This is a genomic window from Phormidium pseudopriestleyi FRX01, assembly GCF_017313335.1.
In the GTDB taxonomy this organism is placed as follows: Bacteria; Cyanobacteriota; Cyanobacteriia; order Cyanobacteriales; family Laspinemataceae; genus Laspinema; species Laspinema pseudopriestleyi.
In genome coordinates this window covers 1-19,424 of the sequence record NZ_JAFLQW010000056.1, presented here as the reverse complement: position 1 = coordinate 19,424, position 19,424 = coordinate 1, and the positions used below count along the sequence as shown (strand labels likewise).

The window sequence follows — 19,424 nt, the reverse complement described above, 5'->3', positions numbered from 1 at the left end:
TATACCACTCAAATTGCGGAATAAATTAAGAGCGAGGAATTACTCTATTTAATCGATGGAGCAAGAAAGAGTAGTGGCGGAGGGTTAGGATGTAGGGTGGGCATTACTGACTTCTTGTGGCGTTCTATTGTCCCTTATTTTTTATGACTGGTCTGCGATCGCAATTAAAACCTTTTTTACGGTGGGTCATTCTCGGGGCCACCCTATTTTTTCTAGTCAAAACTCTCAAGGATAATGCCGGTGCCGTTGCGGATCTGCGGATTACCGGATCCAGTTGGACTGCCCTGGCGATCGCCCTGGGAGTGACCTTTGTGGCGCATTTGTGGTCCGGTTGGGTGTGGTTGTGGATTCTGCGAGAGTTCGATCGCCCGGTTCCCTTGGGTTGGGGTTTGTCTGTCTATCTCACCACCAATATTGCTAAATATTTACCCGGCAATGTCTGGCATTTTTACGGTCGAATTTCGGCGATCGCCAAGCGGGATGTGCCCCTTTCCGTTGCCGTAGTTAGCGTCTTGCTAGAACCCCTGTTAATGGCAGCTTCTGCCTTAATAATTGCCGGATTGGGCAGTAGTACCCTGTGGGGAACTGCCCCAGGCGGTGTTCCCCCGATTCTGTTGGGACTGGGATTAGGGGGAGTCCTTGTGGGGATTCATCCCCGGATCTTAAACCCAATCATTCAAGTTTTAAGCAAACTCAAACTCAAAAAAGCTCCCCCAAAAACCGAGGGACTGTTGGAAGTCTCCCCAGAGTCTTCCCCGCCAACTGCGGGAAAGCTGACTCGTTACCCCCTGCTGCCCCTGTTAGGAGAACTGGGATTTTTGTTGTTGCGCGGGGCGGGATTTATCTTGACTGTGCAAGCAATGACTTTGATACAGCCGGGGCAATTACCGCAGTTGATGGGGGCCTTTAGTTTTGCCTGGTTGTTGGGGTTGGTGGTTCCCGGTGCACCGGGGGGCATTGGCATTTTTGAGGCAACGGCGATCGCCCTGTTGGATCAGCAATTTTCCCCAGCAGCTATTTTAGGTGCCGTTGCCTTCTATCGCCTAATCAGCGTGGTTGCCGAAGCTTCTGCAGCAGCGATCGCCGCGTTGATCGGCAAAGGCAAACCCGCCTAAGTTGCAAACACCCGACGGATCAATCCCGCCTGTAGGGGCGATTCGCGAATCGCCCCTACAGGCGGGGGTGTTTTTAGTCGGTTTTTAACCGACTTGAGCTATTAGGCGGGGGTTTTAACCCTCGCCGGGTGTTGCAACTGGCCCAATGGGAATAAAATAAGACAAAGCAGGGATGCGGACCTAACTCCCCATCCCTGGAATCAACCCAACTGGAGGTTTGAATGTCTGAATATCGCAAAGTAGAATATCGCATTGGTAAGGACGGTAAAATTATCGAAACTGTCCTCAATGGCAACGGACAAAACTGTAGCGAAACCACCGCTGAAATTGAGAAAGCCCTCGGCAAAGTCGAATCACAAGAATTGCTACCGGAGTATTATCAAGATGATGAAAATATTGTCACAGAATCAACTCAATCGATTCAAGAATTTTAGGGAGGAATGTTAATGATAGAGGAACCCAATTTAATCGGGTTTGGCTGGGTTATTAGCTTTGTCCTTCTAGCCGGAGTTTTATATGTATTAGGGGTTGGGGAAATAGAAAATCAAAACTTAAAGTATGATGCTATTTTGGGCAGTCGGATGAAGCAATTGGGCCTGATTCACTGGAAACAGTTAGCGCAAAAAGCCGGGATATCAACCCTGCGCCTGCGCCAGATTCGGTCCGGGGCGATCGGCAATATTCCTTGGGGTGAACTGCGCCAACTGGCCCAGGCTTTAAATTGGTCAATGGGAGAATTAGAACACCAGTTAGCGTTAGAACCGTTACCCACTTCATCAGAAACCGCGCCGGTTGTCGGCAACTCCAACTCTGAATTAGAAGCCCAATTGCGCCAACAATGCCAGGGTTTGAAAGAGGAATTGGAGAACCAAAAATCCCAGCTTTGGGAGAGTTTTTGTCAGTCTACCTTTGAGGAAATTCAAACGTTGCTGACGAACTATCCCACTGCCGCAGAAATGGCCAGAATTAAACCGGATTTACCGGCTAAAAATCTCACAGCTTTGTTTGCAACCCTGGATAATTTATTAGAAAATTGGGGCTATGAACCGATTGGTCATCCTTGGGAATCGGTGGTTTACAATCCGCAATTCCATCAAGGGGACTGTGATGAGATTCAGCCGGGAGATGTGGTGTATATTCGCTTTGTGGGCTATCGTCAAGGCGATCGCATTCTGTCCCCCGCGAAAGTCAGCCGAACCCTTCCCAGTGGGATCAACCCCTCTTCCTAAAACCCCTATGAACTGAAGTTTTCTCTCCCGATGCTGTAATCCCTGCTTAGGAAAATTATGACCGTAGTCGCGATTGATTTTGGCACCAGTAACACCGTTATTAGTATTCTTAACCCCGATAATAATGCCCCCGAAACTTTAAGGTTTGGGGAAATTTCCAAAATTTTTAAAGGTAAAAAACAGAACGGGGAAAATTTAGAAATTCCCGTCATTCCCACTGTTGTTTTTATTAAAGAAAAGAATCAAATTGTTTTAGGCCAACAGGTGATTTCTACCCGGTCAGGACAGGCTCAACCGGAACGATTATTTCAAGGATTTAAACGAGAATTAGCGGCGGATTTTCAACCACCCCCCCGGTTAATTGATGGACTAAGCTACTCTGCCTCTACCATTTCTGAATCTTTTTTAAAAGAAATTTGCCATCGTCTTTCTCGGGGTGGAATCAACCCCAGTAAACTGATTTTTACTGTTCCCGTGGGGGCATTTGAGCGCTATTTAGATTGGTTTCAAGAATTGGGCAGTCGCCTGGAAATTCCCGAAATTAATATTATCGATGAATCTACCGCAGCAGCCCTCGGTTATGCCATCAAAAAACCTGGTTCTGTGGTGTTGGTGGTGGATTTTGGCGGGGGAACCCTGGATTTGAGCTTAATTCGCACGAATCCGGTAAAACCGGGAAACTCGGCGTTACAAGCGGAGGTTTTAGGGAAATCTGATGCGTATATTGGCGGGGTTGATATTGATACCTGGATTGTGGAAGATTATCTACAACGGCAGGGTTTATCGCGGTCACAAATTGGCGAAATTGGCTGGCAACGGTTATTAGAAATTGCTGAAAAGTTAAAAATGCGCCTGTCTCGGGCAACTGAGGCGAAAGATGCATGGTTTGATGATGAAAATTTTATGTCCTACGAAGTCGAATTAAGTCGCGATCGCTTTGAGGCGCTATTAGAATATCATCAACTTTTAGAACAGTTGCGTGGCGCATTGGATGAGGTGTTGGCAGTCGCCCAAATGAAAGGAATTAGTAAAGCAGAAATTGAACAAGTTCTGTTGGTAGGAGGGAGTTGTTTAATTCCAGCGGTTCAGACTGTGATTGTCTCCTATTTTGGCCGATCGCGCGTGAAAATGGATAAACCATTTGAAGCAGTAGCGCATGGTGCATTAGCATTAAGTGACTATGTGAGTGTCGAGGATTATCTGCGCCACAGTTACGCCATTCGGTTATGGGACCCCCATTGTAAAACCTACTCCTATTTTCCCTTGTTTGAAAAAGGGGTAAAATATCCTTGTCAACGATTGGAACCGTTGATGTTACAAGCGGCGATCGAGGGACAACAAGAAATCCGCTTAGATATTGGGGAAGTCGCCGAAATTTCCCATGCTGAGGTGATGTTTGATGAATCGGGACGGATGATAGGAGGTTCCTTACACAAACGGGAAGAATATCGGTCCCTAGATCGCGATCGCGATCGCGTCTGTGTCGCCCATCTCAATCCCTCGGGACAAATCGGCATTGATCGCATTTCCGTGCGATTTGAAGTCAACTCAGGGCGCGTTTTACTAGCAACAGTCCGAGATTTAGTCACTGGAGAAACCCTAGTAGACAAAGAAGCGATCGCCAAACTAAAATAGGCGATCGGCCCTCCCCTCTTCCCCTTACAAGAGTAGGTTTTTTACGCATAAGAACACGAACGGTTCCCGGACCTTGGCAAGGTCCGGGTTAGGGTGGGGTTTTCGTGATGTGGCGATCGCCACGTCACGCACTCACTGGAGGCAATCGCGCCTGTATAAAGCCGGGTGCCAACCTCTTTCTTCCTGACGTGGCAAAGCCTCGTCACTCCGACACTCCACCCACTAATTCTTCCTGACGTGGCAAAGCCTCGTCAGGAGGACCCCACCCTAACCCTCCCCTTGCTAAGGGGAGGGGACCGTTCGTGTTCTTAATTGTGAGGCAAATCCCCCTGAACGTAAAAAACCTACTCTTGTAAGCCCCTCTTCCCCAAGTTCAACATCACGACTTCAGTCGTTCTTCTTAGTTCGTAGTAACGACTTCAGTCGTTCCCCATCCCCTAAACCCACTGACCAATAATCACCCGAATTGTCCCATCTTCTAAAACCTCCTCCTCCTCAACCGTAAACCCTTTTTCAGGCGCAGTTCCTATCAGCGTATGATAGGCATAACGCTGAGTTAACACCTTAACCCACTCCCCCGAATACTCCCGGGAATCATAATCAGAAATCACCGCCCTAAACGTTCCATCAGTTTGTCGTTTAAATCCAATATCATTACTCCGCGAACTGATAAACTTGCGCCGGACAATCACCTGGGCAGATTCCTCTCGAACATCTCCCTCAAATCCATACAGAGGGACGGGAAATTCATGAACTTCAACGCAATCAAACCCCATATCAGCTAAGGCTTTCGTCAAATACTCTATCTGACGAATCTCCGTCTGAATACTCGTAAAATGGGACATACTCTTTAACTCCTCGGTGTCACTCTACATCCATTTCCCCACAACAACCCGCAACGTTCCATCCTCTAATTGTTGCTCTTCTTCCACCTGAAACCCCTGTTCTTCTACAGATGTCATCAACGTTTTATAAGCATATTTTTGAGTCACATCCTGCACAAATTCCTCGGGATTAATTTGCGCCCCCCAAAAATCTGCCACTAACTCATAAGTGTCTCCAGTCCGACGAAACCCTAAATCATATCCATTTTTTTGTCGAATCACATAATCCGCCTGAGTGGTTTGCTTTTGATACCCTCGGACTGTGGTATTTTCCTCAACGTGATACCCCAACTCTCGCAAGCAACGATAGAGGGTTTCGCCGTTTTTAATTTGAACTTTAATCGTGGTAAAATGAGACATGATAGTTTTTCCTAAATCAATTAAGTAAGCGGAACGATTTCCAGGGTCTAATCAGAGTCCAGGGAATCCATTCCTTTTTGGATAGACCACTGTTTTAACTCCTCGGTTAATTCGGTATCATTGGAAGCAGTTCTCGCACCGGCTTCCGCTGCCCAATGTTTCAATTCATCGATTTGATAGCGGGCGATCGCCGCTAAGGGGACCGTTTCTTCACTCGCCCGTAAAATATCCTCCGTGGTAAAATCTCGGCGTTTTTCGGTAGTATTTCCTCCAAAAGCTCGGTGCATTCCATCAATAATCACTTGTTCGATTTCCGCCCCACTAAAGTGGTTAGTTTGACGGGCGAGTAATCCCAAATCAAACTCCCGCATCCGACTCGGGCGCAGTCGCATCAAGTGAACTTTAAAAATTTCCCGACGTTCAGTTTCTGTGGGCAAATTCAAAAAGAATATCTCATCAAATCGTCCTTTTCTCAACAATTCTGCGGGTAAAATCTTCACGTTATTAGCCGTAGCTACAATAAAAACCGGAGCAGTTTTTTCCTGCATCCAGGTAATTAAAGTCCCAAAAACCCGGCGACTGGTCCCGGAATCCCCATCGGTTCCGCCGGAAATATTGCCAAAGGCTTTATCAATTTCATCAATCCATAATACACAAGGGGACATTGCTTCTGCCAGTTGAATCATTTGGCGCAATCGACTCTCGCTTTCACCGACAATTCCTCCAAATAATCTCCCCGTATCTAAGCGTAATAAGGGTAAGCGCCACTCATGGGCAATGGTTTTGGCCGACAGGGATTTGCCTGTGCCTTGAATACCCGCCAGCAACACACCTTTGGGATTAGGAATTCCGTAGCGGCGCGCTTCTTCGCTAAAGACTTTATTTCGCATTCTCACCCAAGTTTTGAGGTTGTCTAATCCTCCTACATTTTTGAGGGATTCTCGGGCGGGTAAAAACTCTAAAATTCCGGTTTGACGAATGGTTTGTTTCTTTTCATCCAGGACATTTTCAATGTCGGTTTCGTTGACTTGTTGTTTATCCGCTAAGGCTTTAGCTAGAACGCGCTGAATGCGGGTGCGACTCAATCCCTGGCAGGCTTTGACTAATTGTTCCCGGGCTAATCCTTTGATTTTAAGTTGTTCGGGGTTGACGAATTTTGTAATTAAGGCATTAATATGGGCGGCATCGGGGAGGGGGAAATCGATGACGGTGATTTCCTCACTTAATTCTGGAGGAATAGCGAGGGTATAGGCGGTTAAAATTAAGGTTTTTCGCGATCGCTGTAACTCCCGTGTGAGATTTCGCAACTCCCGAATCACGGGAATATTTTTGTCCGAGGTGGAGTTTTTGAGGACCGGGTGCAAGTCGCGTAAGACGAACAGGGAATCTTGCGGGGGTGCTTTGGCGATGCGATCGAGGGCTGCCATTACTGATCCTTTTGCTGATCCATTATCTCCCCAACCTCGCACGATATCCCAAAACAAAAGTTTCCGATGGGGCATTGACAATTGAGCCACTTTGTGCAATACTTCCTCCACAGGTTCCTCTTCCACAGCCACGAGGTAAAGAATTGGATAACGCGCCCGAATCATTAAATCCAATTGGGCAATTAAGGCCATAAGGGGCTGAGTTTGACCGCCCAGGACGGCATCGTAAACTTGGGGGGAGTCAGGATGATTCAGCATTATAATCCAAGGGAGGCCCTTAACTGTTGGTGATAACCTATTCCCATTTTACAGGGTCAGGTTTGGGTTTGGGCAGTCAAATTGAGAGGGGAACCTTAGAAATTCTAGGGACGGGGATGGGATAAATCGGGGATGAGCGCAAGGGGGGATTCAGGACCCGGTGTTCACCTTCTCACAAGGCTTGGTGACGGAATGCCGGGGGGAAATGGGCAATTCTAGGGTAAAACAGGTTTCCCCAAATGCGCTGGTCACTTTAATCTGACCCCCGATATATTCAGTTTGTTTACGAACCAGGGCTAATCCCAATCCCGTTCCCCCATGTTTCCAGGGGTCGGAACTGGGAACGCGGTAGAATTTATCAAAAACGTGAGTTAATTCCGTTGGGGGGATTTCTAGGCTGGAATTGCTCACTTGCAGATGTAACCGGGAGCGATCGCAATGTGCCGTAATCGTAATCCTGCCTTGGGCGGGGGTATATTTGCAGGCATTCTCTAGCAATTCGGTGAGAATTCGCTGCAAAATGTCTGAATCGCAGAGAATCGGGGGAAGTGTCGGATCTATATCCACATCCAAGATTTGTTGGGTGTTTTTCACTTTTTGGATAAAAGGGGCCACAACATTTTCCACCCACTGTTGTATCAAAACCGGGGTAAAAGAGACGGGTTCGATCGCAGCTTCGAGACGTTGTAACTCCAGAATGCTATCGATTAGGCGAATTTCGCGATCGCACTCATCCCGCAAAATCTTAATATACCCATCGGCGCGATCCAGGCTATGAGGCGGTTTACTCTCTCTCCCCTCCGATGGCGTCGTCACCGGGGAGGACTCCTGTTCCCGTTTCTGTTCTACCATTTCCAAAATTTGCACCGCCATTTTGATATTGGCGATCGGCGTGCGTAATTCATGGCTGACGGTACTGAGAAAATCATCTTTCAGGCGATTAAGACGCTCTAATTCTTGGACTTGGGCGAGGGAAGCTTGATACAATCGGGCTTGACGCACGGCGATCGCGCATTGGGATGCCACTTGCTCAACCAGGGCGATTTCTGTGAGACTGAATCTTTCCTGGGCAGGTTTGCATAAACATAAGTTCCCGATCGCCCCACTTTCGCCAAAAATAGGAGTTACCAGAATGCTTATTCCCTGCGGCAACTCTTCCAGAAAGACGGGACAAAACTGCACACAATCCTGATGCAGTAACGGTTCATAAGTCTCCGGAACCTGCCTAATCGCCAGCCCTAAATCCGACACCCTGTCGTGAGCATATTCATAGCACATCGGTTTTGCCTGGGGTGACGTTTGGTAGAGAGTCGCATTACAATAATCCGACTCTAAAGCAACCGCCAACTCTCTCACTGCCGTCTGCAAAATTTGCCGTTCGTCCAAACTATCGCGCAGTTTCTCGGTAATCCGATTCAGCATCGCTTCTTTTTCTAAGGCGCGTTGTAACTGCAGCGTGCGTTCCTGGACTTGCAAATCCAGTTCGGCTGCCAAGGTTTGAAATCGCTCCTCACTACGCCGCAGGGCTTCTAACGTGCGATTTCGCTCGATCGCATGGTGGATCGCCCGGACCAACAATGCGCCCACCAGTTGTCCCTTAAGTAGATAATCCTGTGCGCCTTGGCGAACCGCCTCGATCGCCTGTTCTTCGTCCTGAGAACCCGTCAACACCACCACCGGGATCGTGGGGGCTTGGGTTTGCACTTGCATCAGAGTTTCTAATCCCCAGGAATCCGGCAAAGATAAATCTAATAACACCAAATCAAACTCAGTTTTCGCCAACTGTTTTAGGGCTTCGCTGACGCGCCAAACGTGAGCAAACGTAAACTGCTCCTCGCCAAACCCTGATAGTATTTCTTGTAGAAATTCTGCATCTGCGAGATTGTCTTCCACCAATAAAATTTTCATATTTTACGCTTCATCCCACAAAATTAAATTTAAGGTTAACTAAATTATTTCCTAATTTTACCTTGATTGTTGATGACCTTTGGCTCGTTTGGTTTCTGTCTAATGAATCGGGAACCTATCTCTTAGTCATGGTTAATCACCCTTTTAAAAGTTTCTCCCGGGTTCAAATCCTGGGAATTTTTCTCTTTCTATTCTGATTCCGGTCATTAAAAGAATTTTTTCTTAAAATCATATCAGCGAAGGAGTAAAATTTCAAGTGTTTTTAGAAAAAATTCTGTGGCAATAGATCAGGATGCTATAGCGCGTCTTGCGTGCCGTTTGCTATAAAGATAGCGAGCAAGATGCTCGCACTACAAGGGGTTCGGGCGTTGAATCCAGTCAGGAGTAGGGTGGGAAAAAGCCCACCGCAAGTAAGGTGGGCTTTTTCCCACCCTACAATTGCTACATCGCGTCAGGGCCAGGGTTTAAACCCAATCCATGCGTCTGCTGTTTTTTATCCTGTATCCAGTTCGCGATCGCCGCCCGGATCCGACTATCCCTCGGGTTAGGGCTGCCATCCTGAATCAAGAGTCAGGGGGTAATAGATCCGAAGCAGAAATCACTCCTCAATTGGGCTAGAATTAGCCAGAATAAAGTAAAAAATCGCCCCGCGATCGGGTTCAGACTCAACCCAAATATGCCCCCGATGTCGTTCGACAATTCGCTTACAAATGGCTAATCCAATTCCGGTCCCGGGATATTCCTCCCGGGTATGCAACCGTTGGAAAATTTGAAAGATGCGATCGCCATATTTGGGGTCAATGCCAATGCCATTATCCTTGACAGAAAATAACCATTCCCCCTCTATATCACGGGCCTCAATCTGCACCTCGGGAGGTGGCAATCCCCGATATTTAATCGCGTTAGCAATCAAATTTTGAAATAACTGAAGCAATTGAGTTTTATCCCCGAAAACCTTGGGCAAATTCTGCCCAGTGATCCGCGCCTCACTTTGACGAATGGCGAGTTTTAAATTAGAAATAGCCTGCCTCATAATCTCATGACAATCCACCACATCGAAGGATTTTCCGTGGGTTCCAACTCGGGAATATTGCAGGAGGTCATTAATCAGTTGCTGCATCCGAGTTGCACCATCCAGAATATAAGCCATGTATTTATCCCCTTGAGCATCGAGTTTGTCCGGGTAGCGTCGGGCTAGTAATTGAGTATAACTGGCAACCATGCGGAGGGGTTCCTGCAAATCGTGAGAGGCAATATAGGCAAATTGCTCTAAATCCGCATTAGAATGGGCTAAATCAGCGGTATGTTGGGCGAGTTCTTTTTCGATGCGCTGGCGATCGCTGATATCCCGGGAAGCTGCCTGAATTTTGACCACCTCCCCCGTCTCCTGATGACAGATAGCCTGAGCATTCGTCTCAAACCAAATATAATGTCCGTCTTTATGACGAATTCGGTAAACTATCTGGAACGGCATCAACGCTTCTAAAACCGCCCGATGGGAATTTTCCACCTTGGGGATATCATCGGGATGTATCCATTCATAAGCCAAATGCCCGATTAATTCAGTATAGTGATACCCCAGCAGGGTGAAACAGGACGGGGAAACATATTGATATACTCCCGAGGGAGTATGAGTTGTAATCATATCCGTGGCATTTTCAGCTAACAACCGATACCGAGTTTCGCTCTCTCGTAGCTGGAGCTCTGCGCGAATGCGATCGGCAATTTCCCGTTCCAACTGTTGATTCGTGTTTTGAAGTTCTGCTGTGCGACGCTGAACTAATGCCTCCAATTGTTGACGATATTCCGCCAATTCTGCCTCTGCTCGCTTGCGAAGACTAATATCTAAACCCATCCCGAGAATTTGTTTTGCAGCCCCTTCCTGCGTGCGCGCAAAGATAGTATCTCGACTCACTAACCAGTGCCATTCTCCCTGAGCATCCCGCATCCGGTACTCAGTTTCTATAATTTCTTCATCCTTGGACGACATTAATTTTAAGCGGTTGTCCACCACCCTGGGCCAATCTTCCGGATGAATCGAATTCGGCAAAAAATTCGGTCCCATCTTTTGCACTTCTTGGGGAAGGTAACCGAGAATTTCGTTGAGATGTTGGTTAGAATAGATATTCCGATTTTCCACCAAGTCGTAAACATATAAAATCGTGGGAGTCGCCTCAGCAATTTGTTGAATCAACCGCTGATTTTCCCACAGCGCATTTTCCACCAACCGTTGCTGTGTGATATCTTGATTGACAAAAATTGCCCCAACCATCACCCCGGATTGATTTCTTAACGGCATCGTCGAGTTGAGAATTGTTTTGCGCTTACCGTTAAAATCTTCAATGTCAATTTCTTCATTTAAAATGCTTTCTCCCGTTCGCAAGGTTCGGGATAACGCCCATTCTTCGCTAGAAAGTTGCTCTCCTGTATCGGGCCACCATCCTTTATATTCATGATAGCTGTCCATTCCCACATATCGAACACCGCCCCAAATTTTTTGGCCCGCTGGATTTCCTTGAATAATCGTCCCTTCGGCATCCGTAATCCACACCCCAAGCGGCAAGGTATCCAAAACATTTGCCAGTCGTTCTTGACTCTCCTGGAGGGCACATTGAGTGCGGAGGCGATCGCTATCATCCTGAATTGTCCCCAACAGATACAGCGGATTCCCCTGACTATCCTCCAGGACCGAAACGCATAGATGGACCCACAAAATCTCCCCATTCTTGCGAATCAACCGTTGTTCTGTTTGATAGCTGAAAATTTCCGGGCGCTCATCCCTTTGCAGGAGAAATTCTCCCTCTTTTTCCCGATTGTCTGGAACAGTAATCTCCCCAAAAGTCAGGGTCGCTAGTTCTGAATCAGAATAGCCCAACAGATTACAAAAGGTGGGATTAACTTCAACAAAAGCTTGCGTCTCCAAACTGATTAAAACCATCCCAATCGGTGCGTTTTCAAAAATATTTTGGTATAGTTCGGCACTTTTTGGAGAGGCTGCTGCGGTCTCTTGCCGAGTCTGAGCATTGGTTAATTCCGCTTGCATCTGTTCTAACGCCAACTCCACTGCTTCACAACGACGCTGTGCCAATGCAAGCTGTTCTTGAAGGGATTGAGTGAGGCGATCGCCCGCCTCAAAATCCATCGGTCCCCGATTCTGATTCGTCATAAAAACCCCCCTTTTTCCCAATCTCCCTCGTTAAATTTTAACATTCCCGGTTGACAGGAGTTCCTCTAAGCGAGACCATTATTGAAGAGAGTTATTTCGGGAGATGGGATGAATATTACGGGTTGCTAGGGAACATAAGCAAGGGACCTAAGTAAGACTCGGTTGCCCGGGTAAAATCCGGTTAGACTGTTGAGCGATCGCACTCATTGACGACACTAGACTCAGAGGACTTTATGCCATTTCATGTAGTTGGGAGCATCATTTGGAATAATACCGTATTTCATGGGTTAGTTTTATTGGTATTTCTCGCCGCTGTTTTCGTCGAGATTTATCAAACCATTCGATATCGCCATGAGACTCAACTTGTCGCCACCGCTTTAGGTTTTTTAAAAAACTGGCAACGGGATAAAAATAACCTGCCAAAACCCCAGATTTCAACTTGGCTATCCGACCACATTTTACTAGATAACTATCAGCAACCCATTCAACAAAACGGTTACTTTATTTTACAACATTATCCCCAAGTTTTACAGATTTCTCCTCGAAGTTCTCTGCAACTCGTGCCGAATTTATGTACAGCCATCGGAATTTTAGGCACATTTTATGGCATTCAGGCGGGGTTACAAGGGGTGAGTTTTGGGGTTACCCAGTCATCAGATTTGTTAGCAGCCATTCAAACCCTTTTAATGGGGATGAGAACCGCTTTTTCGAGTTCTTTGATGGGGTTAGGGTTGGGGAGTATTTTTACTGTGGTATTGTTTGGGACGAATGGACTGCGACAATCCTGGCGCGATCGCCTCCGCATCCAAATCGATCGCCTGTTTATCCTAGAACCCAATCCTAGCGCCCTCAACAGAGCACAAACCCCCCAGACAGGGACTCAGGGACAACCGATTGTCACGGAACTCACCCCAGTATTGGAGAAGATTTCCACCGCATTAGAGGCGATCGCCTCCAAAGAGAATCCGCACCCCACAGCAGCGGAAAATTCAGCAGTGATCCAGCAACTCTCCCAAACCCTAACCACCTTATCCCAGGACTTCAATCGGCTGCTGGTTGTCATAGAAACCCAACACCGAGAAACCGGCGATCGGCTGGAAAAAATCAGCACCAAGCTTCAAGAAACCTTGCAAACTAACCTCCAACAAACCCTCCGAGATCGGGCGCAACTCGAACAGCAAATGCTCGAACAACTCCACCAACGCACGTTGGAACTCTTAACTCAAGCCAGTACCAGTTTTCAGCAACAATCCCATACCTTAGAAACCGTGGGAACAGAAGCCTCCACCCTAATTCAAACCGCCAAAATTGAGTTAATTGTTGGCTTGCAGGAGATGAATGAAACCCTGTTGACGACGAATCAAACGATGGAGAATTATTTAGAACAATGTACGGAAATCTATCAAAGCCAATTGCAAGATTTCTTTTCTCAAACCGTTCAAATCATGGAGTCTCAACGCCGTGCATTTCGACAGAGTACCGCTGATGCTGCTGATACATTTGATGGGTTAAGAGAAGCGTTGGAGGCTGCCCTGGACCATCGAGTGAAAATTGAACAAATGTTGTTGGAAGAGTGGCGAAATGGGGTGAATCAGAGAAAGTCTGGGTCTTAATGGGTGGGTTATGGTGTAGTTTTGTTTGACTGGAGGCAGAGCCTCCAAAATGCGTGACTCGGCGGAGCCCAGTCACGAGATTATTCACGAGAATTGGGGAATTTATTGTTGTGATTTATGCTAAATTTTAATAAAGTACCGCTCAATATCGAAGACGAAGATTCGGACAACTCCAGCTTTTATCTAGCGATCGCGGATTTAATGTCTGGAGTCTTGATGGTATTTGCCTTGCTGTTTATTACAACCCTGCTGCAACTCCAGGAAGCGAAAGAGCAATTATCCCAACAGCGGCGCATCTTTGTGGGAGAACTGGTGGGACATTTGAAAGGCAATGAAATCGATGTTAAGGTGAACGAAGAAACCGGGGAAGTGAGTGTGCGAGAGGCGATTTTATTTGATGAAGGGAGCGCCCAACTGAAACCAGAGGGGAAGGCAGAGTTGAGTAAATTTATTCCCCTGTATAGTCAGATAATTTTTTCTAATCCGGACTTTGAGCGAGAAATTTCCCGAGTGATTATCGAAGGTCATACCAGTTCTAAAGGGTCTTATGAAACGAATATGGAATTAAGTCTAATGCGATCATTGGCGGTGACACGATATATATTTTCCGAAGAACTCCAGTTTCCGAATAAACCAGAATTAACCCCCAAAATCATGGCCGCTGGACGGGGAGAAATTGAAGCTGAACCAGAATATGATAACCCCAGCGATCGCAAGGTAGTATTTCGATTCCAATTCCGAGGGGAAAATCCCATCAGTGAAAATCCGTGAAATCAGTGGTTCACTCCCCATTCCCCCACAATTCAAACCCCTCTTTTTTCTCCCCCAAAATCTCATCACAGACCGCCCGATCGCCTTCTCTCACCCGGGAATTATTCGCCAAATAATCATCCACCCACAGGCAACTGCGGGTTAACAAATCTTCCAGGTTCAAGTTCCATAAAATCACGGTTTTATCTTTACTAGAAGAAGCCAAAGTTTTACTATCTGGACTGAAACTTAGACTCAGAACCGCATCATTGTGACCTTCTAGGGTGGCGATCGCCTTGCCGTCTTTGGTCCAAAGTTTCACCGTCTTATCTTCACTCGCCGTCGCAATCAGTTGTCCATTGGGACTGTAAGTCACCCAGTACACGGACCGAATATGTCCCTCTAGGGTGGCGATCGCCCTGCCGTCTTTACTCCAAATTTTTACCGTTTTATCTTGACTCGCTGTGGCAATCTGTTCTCCATCGGGAGAGAAGGTCACACTATATACCTCACCCTGATGTTCCCCGATGGATCGCACCAGTTTCCCCTCTAAATTCCAAAGTTTGACCGTATCTCCCCCAGCGGTGGCAATGCGTTTACCATCTGGGGAAAAGGTAACACTATTCAGGGAATTTTCATCCGCCCGAAATGTGCGAAGTCGTTCTCCCGTCTTACTCCAGAGAATCACCATCCCGTCCCCACTTCCAGAGATCACCTGTTGTCCATCGGGACTGAAATCGATTCCCAAAACTCGGTCCTGATGACCCTCTAAAGTGGCGACTAAATCCTGTTTGGATTTACTCCAGAGTTTTACCGTATTGTCAGCGCTTGCCGTGGCAAAGAGTTCGCCATCGGGACTAAAACTCAGGTTCCAGACGGCATCCTCATGTCCCTTTAAGTCAGCAATTTTCCTCCCGTTGGGTTCCCATAGCATGACCGTGTTATCTTTGCTGGCGGAGGCGAGCACTCGGCCATTGGGAGAAAAAGCCACCACCAAAACTTCATCGGTATGTTCCCGAAATCCCGGAAGTTGTCGGGGAACACTCTTCCAGAGTTTCACGGTGTTGTCCAGACTGGCGGTAGCAATGGTTTGGCCATCGGGAGAAAAGCTCACACTCCAGACTTCATCGCGATGTCCCTGGAGAGTATCACTTTCGACCCATTGGTTCGTTTCGGGGTCTTGACGCCACAATTTGGCCGTGCGATCGACACTGGCGCTGGCAACGGTAGTGCCATCGGGACTGAAGTTGACTCCGAGGACGGTTTCTGTATGTCCGCGCAGGGTGGCGATTTCGGTGCCGTTGCGTCTCCACAGTTTCACGGTTTTATCGATGCTACCGGAGGCGAGGGTTTGTCCATCGGGGGAGAAACTCACACTGGTTACTCCTTGTTCATGGCCGGTAAAGGTGCCGATCGCGTTGCCGTTAGTGTCCCACAGTTTTACGGTGTTATCTAAGCTGGCAGCAGCGATTGTCTGTCCATCGGGGTCAAATCGCACGAACAGAATTGCTGCATTCTCCGTATTGATGGTTCGGAGTAACTGTCCCTGGAGGTTCCAGAGTTTAATGGTTCTATCTAGACTGCTAGAGGCGATTATTTGTCCATCGGGACTGAAGCTGGCGCTAGTGACGCCCAGACTATGGCCAGTGAGGGTGCGGATCAATGTGCCATCCCGCTGCCAAAGTTTGATCGTGCGATCGGTACTGGTGGAGGCGATGGTTTGTCCATCAGGACTAAATGCGACTCGGGTCACGGGCTTTTTATGACCATTCAGGGTCCATAATAAGTCGCCCTCAGCCGTAAACAGTTTAACGGTTTTATCGGTACTGGCGGTGGCAATCAGTTCGCCATCGTTGGAAAAGGTGACGCTGACTACACTGTTTTTATGGTGTTCTAAGCGGTTGATTTCGCGAACGGTATAGGCCAGTTGTAAGACACTGGCGGTCTGCATTTCCAACGACAGGGGCGATCGCATGATTTCGGAGGTTTTCTGCCCCACCTGAATGCTATTCACCAACGCCCCAAATTCGTTGTTTTTCAGGCGTAATGCTTCCGAAGATAAATTTTTGGCTTCCAGTTCAGCAATCTCAGCTTTGAGGCTTTTAGAAAACGTTTGCCAACTTAACAAACCAAATCCGGCAACCATGATCGCGAGAATCCAATTCAGTGTAGTTTGCATCTGCTTGGCTTTTTCCTTGGATTGGGTTAACTCTGCCTGAACTTGGTTTTCTTCATACAGTTTTAAATTCGTCGCTTGCAACTCTTTATTTTTTTTTCTTAACCCTTTTAATCCGGCTTGGATGCGGTCCTGTTCCCGGATAAATTTAACTAAATAATCATGAACTAACTGATAGCGGCTTTCTGGAAGTTCCGGCAGCACAAACACTAACCCCGCCTTTTCTAAGATTTTTAAAATCTCTTCTAAATTATCGGGATGAACCGCTAATTCTGGGGTTAAATCGGCTAATAGTTCTGCTTGCTTTTTCAGGGGACGAATGCCGCTTTCTTCCGTGAGGAAATACAGCAACAACCGCGCTGTATATTCATTCTCCGGGCCGCAGTCTGCGATCGCCTCTTCTAAGAAGCGCTGCACCAATTTCTCTTTCGGTCCAGATTCCCGATATTGGGCTAAGGTGGTGATATTCTCGGCTTGCAGTTGTGCACCGACCACTTGTAACTCAATCGGACGCACCTCCCCAACGCGATCGGCCAGGTCCTCAACCAATTCCTCAATTAAGGCTGGTTCTAAATAAAATTGAGCCCGTTCGGTCAAGCTTTCAATCACCTGACGCGCTTTCGCCTGAGAGAGATTGCCCAGGTAATAGCGGAACTTTTTATTCAGGATATCTTGATCCACCACCTCCAGATTTCCGAGGCGTTCGCATTCCAGCAAATAATGTAAGTAATCTTCTCGTAAAGAAAAGATTACTTTCACAAAGGGAACATTGACACAGGCATTTAAAAATTGATAAAATTGCTGTCTCTGACCCGGGTCAGTTTCAACAAAAAAGAATTCCTCAAATTGGTCAAAAATTAAAACTGTGAGTAGATTGCGCTCGTTATTGCGATGCAGTTCTTCGAGTAATTCTTGAACATTTTCCGAGAACTGATTGGCATTGAAATCGAGGCTTGAGGTCCGCTTTCCGGTTAATCGGCCCGAGTCGTCCCGGTCAAATCCAGACTCTTCCAGACCCCGTTGGATGCCTTGCTTCAAGCCCGTGACCCAATCGGTGTACACTTGCAGGAGAACCGGGAAGGCATTTCTAGCGGCGATCGCAGTTTGTTTGAGGACCGGCACTAATCCCGCTTGAACCAGGGAACTTTTTCCGACCCCCGAATGACCATGAATCACCGTGAGTCGGTAGTCATTCCGACCCAAGCGTTCAATTAAGCGATTTACATCCCCTTCCCGTCCCGATGTCGCAATTTCCACGGGAACATGAGTGGGTGGAACACTCACCATCATAGAGGGATTTAAAGTATGCAGTCGCGCTTGTAAACGTCCAGCCCCAATAAAAGCCCGTAAGCCAAACTGAGCCTCGATAGCCCGAAGTTTTTGCTTGATTTCAAAGGCTGAAAGATATTCCGACTGGTGAAAATACAGCGATCGCAACTCCTCTAAAATCCGGCGATATAACTGTAAGTCATACTGCGGATCGGTCTGCTTTTCTGCCCGATGCAAGTGAGCGATCGCCTGTTCCCCTTGACCCAACTGAGCAAAAGCCCGGGCCAACAACAGTAAATATAACCCATCAGGCCGGGGAATCAGCACCTTGGGGGCATGGGAGAGGACCTCTAGGGCGCGTTCGGCAAAATTCCGAGCTTTTTCCCACTGGGACTGCTGCAACGCCACTTCGGCCAAAAATCCATAATCCCGGGCCAACTCCTGGGGTTTGCCCTGTTGATGTAAGGTAATCGACTTTTTGGCAACAATGGATAAGGCATCCCATGCCTGTAACCGCTGCAAAATCTCACCCAGTTGTCCGATAAACTTGGCGACTAATTCCGGATGTCTGGACTCCTCAAAGACGCGGACACAGTCTTCTAAATAAGACCGGGCCTGTTGTAAATGCTGCTGTTCCTGGGGTTGAGCCAGTTGTGCCAGACGACAGTAACACAGTCCGATGTGAAACAACACCACACCCTGTTGCAAGTAATACCGCAGGGGTGGCATCTCCCAAATCAAGGGAGAGGGGGCACCGGTGAGGGGAATGAAGGGCCTGGACTGGCACTCTCCCCAGGCAATAGCGTCTTTTTCCCCGCTGTAGCTGGAGGAATCGGGGATTTGTTGTTGCCAAAAGGCCAAGCTTTGGTGATAGCGTTTTAAGGCCAAATCCAGGCGATCGCTGGCATAATCATCCCGTCCTAGCACAAAGTGTAAACTCGCTTCCAGTTCCGGAACCAACTGCACCTGACGATCGCTTAATTCTTGTTTGGCAAATTCTAACTCCAAGCAGTTGCGGGGTCCGAGAATCGTGGAGTTGGGAATAAAGTTGAGGGAACCCAGTTCCACCACTTCGGAGAATACCCGATCAACACTGATCGCGATCGTCTCGATCGCCGCCGTTGTCGAGAGAGAAAACTCCGTACTGGTGGCCCAACTTTCAAAGTCGGGGGCCACCCGAATAAAACTTTTTAAAACCCGGTCATCCACCCAAAAAACAATCGGAAAGGGAAAGTGCTTTCTAAACTCTTCCCGAACCTGATTGGCCGCCATAAACAGGGAGTCTAAATGACTGACCGATTCGAGTCCAAAGACCATTAATGCCTGGGGTTGTTCTGTGCCAATTTCATCTTGGATGGTTTTGTACAGCGTCCGAACAGAAGTCGGCAGATGAAGTTCGCGAATCTCTACAGAGACGGAATCATGCAAATCTGCAGTCACGCGATCGCGCAAACTGGCATAGTTACACCGCGCCAAAATCAGGGAAAACTGACCTTGAGAAAAGGAAATGGCCCGATGTAAAACCTTTAAAGATTGTTGATTGCGCCTGACTTCGGCGTCGTCATACTGTAGATTCATCATGGTTCAACCGTCATCGTGGGTTTTGGGTACTCGACTCGGGATTTTAGGCAGGG

13 protein-coding genes are annotated in these 19,424 nt (G+C 47.5%); 7 read left to right on the top strand and 6 right to left on the bottom strand.

The genetic code is table 11. The annotated features are described in order from the left end of the window. Nucleotides 1-143: 143 nt before the first annotated feature. The 4 genes from J0895_RS02320 (at nt 144) to J0895_RS02305 (ending at nt 3,979) form a co-directional block, all read left to right on the top strand. The gene (locus J0895_RS02320) at nt 144-1,115 is read left to right on the top strand and encodes a lysylphosphatidylglycerol synthase domain-containing protein (RefSeq protein WP_207086535.1); all 972 of its coding nucleotides are present in this window, start codon (nt 144-146) and stop codon (nt 1,113-1,115) included. A 221-nt stretch (nt 1,116-1,336) separates the two neighbouring features. Beyond that, nucleotides 1,337-1,549, top strand: coding sequence for a DUF2997 domain-containing protein (locus J0895_RS02315; protein WP_207086527.1), 213 nt, complete (start codon nt 1,337-1,339; stop codon nt 1,547-1,549). A 12-nt stretch (nt 1,550-1,561) separates the two neighbouring features. Beyond that, a complete protein-coding gene (locus J0895_RS02310; protein ID WP_207086526.1) occupies nt 1,562-2,344 on the top strand; it encodes an XRE family transcriptional regulator in 783 nt (260 codons plus the stop codon). A 57-nt stretch (nt 2,345-2,401) separates the two neighbouring features. Then, a complete protein-coding gene (locus J0895_RS02305; protein WP_207086525.1) occupies nt 2,402-3,979 on the top strand; it encodes an Hsp70 family protein in 1,578 nt (525 codons plus the stop codon). 437 nt (nt 3,980-4,416) lie between these two features. Here the strand turns inward: J0895_RS02305 and J0895_RS02300 are convergent, their stop codons facing one another. The 4 genes from J0895_RS02300 to J0895_RS02285 all read right to left on the bottom strand — a co-directional run bounded on the left by J0895_RS02300 (nt 4,417) and on the right by J0895_RS02285 (nt 8,816). Then, entirely contained in the window at nt 4,417-4,824 is a 408-nt protein-coding gene (locus J0895_RS02300; protein ID WP_207086524.1) for a DUF1257 domain-containing protein, read from the bottom strand. 24 nt (nt 4,825-4,848) lie between these two features. Further along, nucleotides 4,849-5,223 (bottom strand): DUF1257 domain-containing protein, encoded by a 375-nt coding sequence (locus J0895_RS02295; RefSeq protein ID WP_207086523.1) that lies wholly within the window; start codon nt 5,221-5,223, stop codon nt 4,849-4,851. 47 nt (nt 5,224-5,270) lie between these two features. After that, nucleotides 5,271-6,908, bottom strand: coding sequence for an AAA family ATPase (locus J0895_RS02290; RefSeq protein WP_207086522.1), 1,638 nt, complete (start codon nt 6,906-6,908; stop codon nt 5,271-5,273). 150 nt (nt 6,909-7,058) lie between these two features. Further along, entirely contained in the window at nt 7,059-8,816 is a 1,758-nt protein-coding gene (locus tag J0895_RS02285; protein WP_207086521.1) for a hybrid sensor histidine kinase/response regulator, read from the bottom strand. 477 nt (nt 8,817-9,293) lie between these two features. Here J0895_RS02285 and J0895_RS02280 point away from each other — a divergent pair, with 477 nt between their 5' ends. Continuing rightward, complete coding sequence (locus J0895_RS02280) at nt 9,294-9,434, top strand: hypothetical protein (RefSeq protein WP_207086520.1); 141 nt, start codon at nt 9,294-9,296, stop codon at nt 9,432-9,434. Here J0895_RS02280 and J0895_RS02275 read toward each other — a convergent pair. Continuing rightward, a complete protein-coding gene (locus tag J0895_RS02275; protein WP_207086519.1) occupies nt 9,415-11,982 on the bottom strand; it encodes a PAS domain-containing sensor histidine kinase in 2,568 nt (855 codons plus the stop codon). The two genes, J0895_RS02280 and J0895_RS02275, sit on opposite strands and share 20 nt — an antisense overlap. A gap of 233 nt (nt 11,983-12,215) precedes the next feature. Here J0895_RS02275 and J0895_RS02270 point away from each other — a divergent pair, with 233 nt between their 5' ends. Next, nucleotides 12,216-13,595, top strand: coding sequence for a hypothetical protein (locus J0895_RS02270; protein ID WP_207086518.1), 1,380 nt, complete (start codon nt 12,216-12,218; stop codon nt 13,593-13,595). Between the two features lie 117 nt (nt 13,596-13,712). Then, nucleotides 13,713-14,366, top strand: coding sequence for an OmpA/MotB family protein (locus tag J0895_RS02265; RefSeq protein ID WP_207086517.1), 654 nt, complete (start codon nt 13,713-13,715; stop codon nt 14,364-14,366). Nucleotides 14,367-14,376: 10 nt separating this feature from the next. On the opposite strand, the gene J0895_RS02260 is transcribed toward J0895_RS02265, so the two are convergent. Next, nucleotides 14,377-19,371, bottom strand: coding sequence for a WD40 domain-containing protein (locus J0895_RS02260; protein ID WP_207086516.1), 4,995 nt, complete (start codon nt 19,369-19,371; stop codon nt 14,377-14,379). Between the last annotated feature and the right edge of the window lie 53 nt (nt 19,372-19,424).

What these genes read in the sequence shown, in the direction of transcription:
- J0895_RS02320 (WP_207086535.1), top strand. Translation starts at nt 144, where the DNA reads ATGACTGGTCTGCGATCGCAATTAAAACCTTTTTTACGGTGGGTCATT.
- J0895_RS02315 (WP_207086527.1), top strand. Translation starts at nt 1,337, where the DNA reads ATGTCTGAATATCGCAAAGTAGAATATCGCATTGGTAAGGACGGTAAA.
- J0895_RS02310 (WP_207086526.1), top strand. Translation starts at nt 1,562, where the DNA reads ATGATAGAGGAACCCAATTTAATCGGGTTTGGCTGGGTTATTAGCTTT.
- J0895_RS02305 (WP_207086525.1), top strand. Translation starts at nt 2,402, where the DNA reads ATGACCGTAGTCGCGATTGATTTTGGCACCAGTAACACCGTTATTAGT.
- J0895_RS02300 (WP_207086524.1), bottom strand. Translation starts at nt 4,824, where the DNA reads ATGTCCCATTTTACGAGTATTCAGACGGAGATTCGTCAGATAGAGTAT.
- J0895_RS02295 (WP_207086523.1), bottom strand. Translation starts at nt 5,223, where the DNA reads ATGTCTCATTTTACCACGATTAAAGTTCAAATTAAAAACGGCGAAACC.
- J0895_RS02290 (WP_207086522.1), bottom strand. Translation starts at nt 6,908, where the DNA reads ATGCTGAATCATCCTGACTCCCCCCAAGTTTACGATGCCGTCCTGGGC.
- J0895_RS02285 (WP_207086521.1), bottom strand. Translation starts at nt 8,816, where the DNA reads ATGAAAATTTTATTGGTGGAAGACAATCTCGCAGATGCAGAATTTCTA.
- J0895_RS02280 (WP_207086520.1), top strand. Translation starts at nt 9,294, where the DNA reads ATGCGTCTGCTGTTTTTTATCCTGTATCCAGTTCGCGATCGCCGCCCG.
- J0895_RS02275 (WP_207086519.1), bottom strand. Translation starts at nt 11,982, where the DNA reads ATGACGAATCAGAATCGGGGACCGATGGATTTTGAGGCGGGCGATCGC.
- J0895_RS02270 (WP_207086518.1), top strand. Translation starts at nt 12,216, where the DNA reads ATGCCATTTCATGTAGTTGGGAGCATCATTTGGAATAATACCGTATTT.
- J0895_RS02265 (WP_207086517.1), top strand. Translation starts at nt 13,713, where the DNA reads ATGCTAAATTTTAATAAAGTACCGCTCAATATCGAAGACGAAGATTCG.
- J0895_RS02260 (WP_207086516.1), bottom strand. Translation starts at nt 19,371, where the DNA reads ATGATGAATCTACAGTATGACGACGCCGAAGTCAGGCGCAATCAACAA.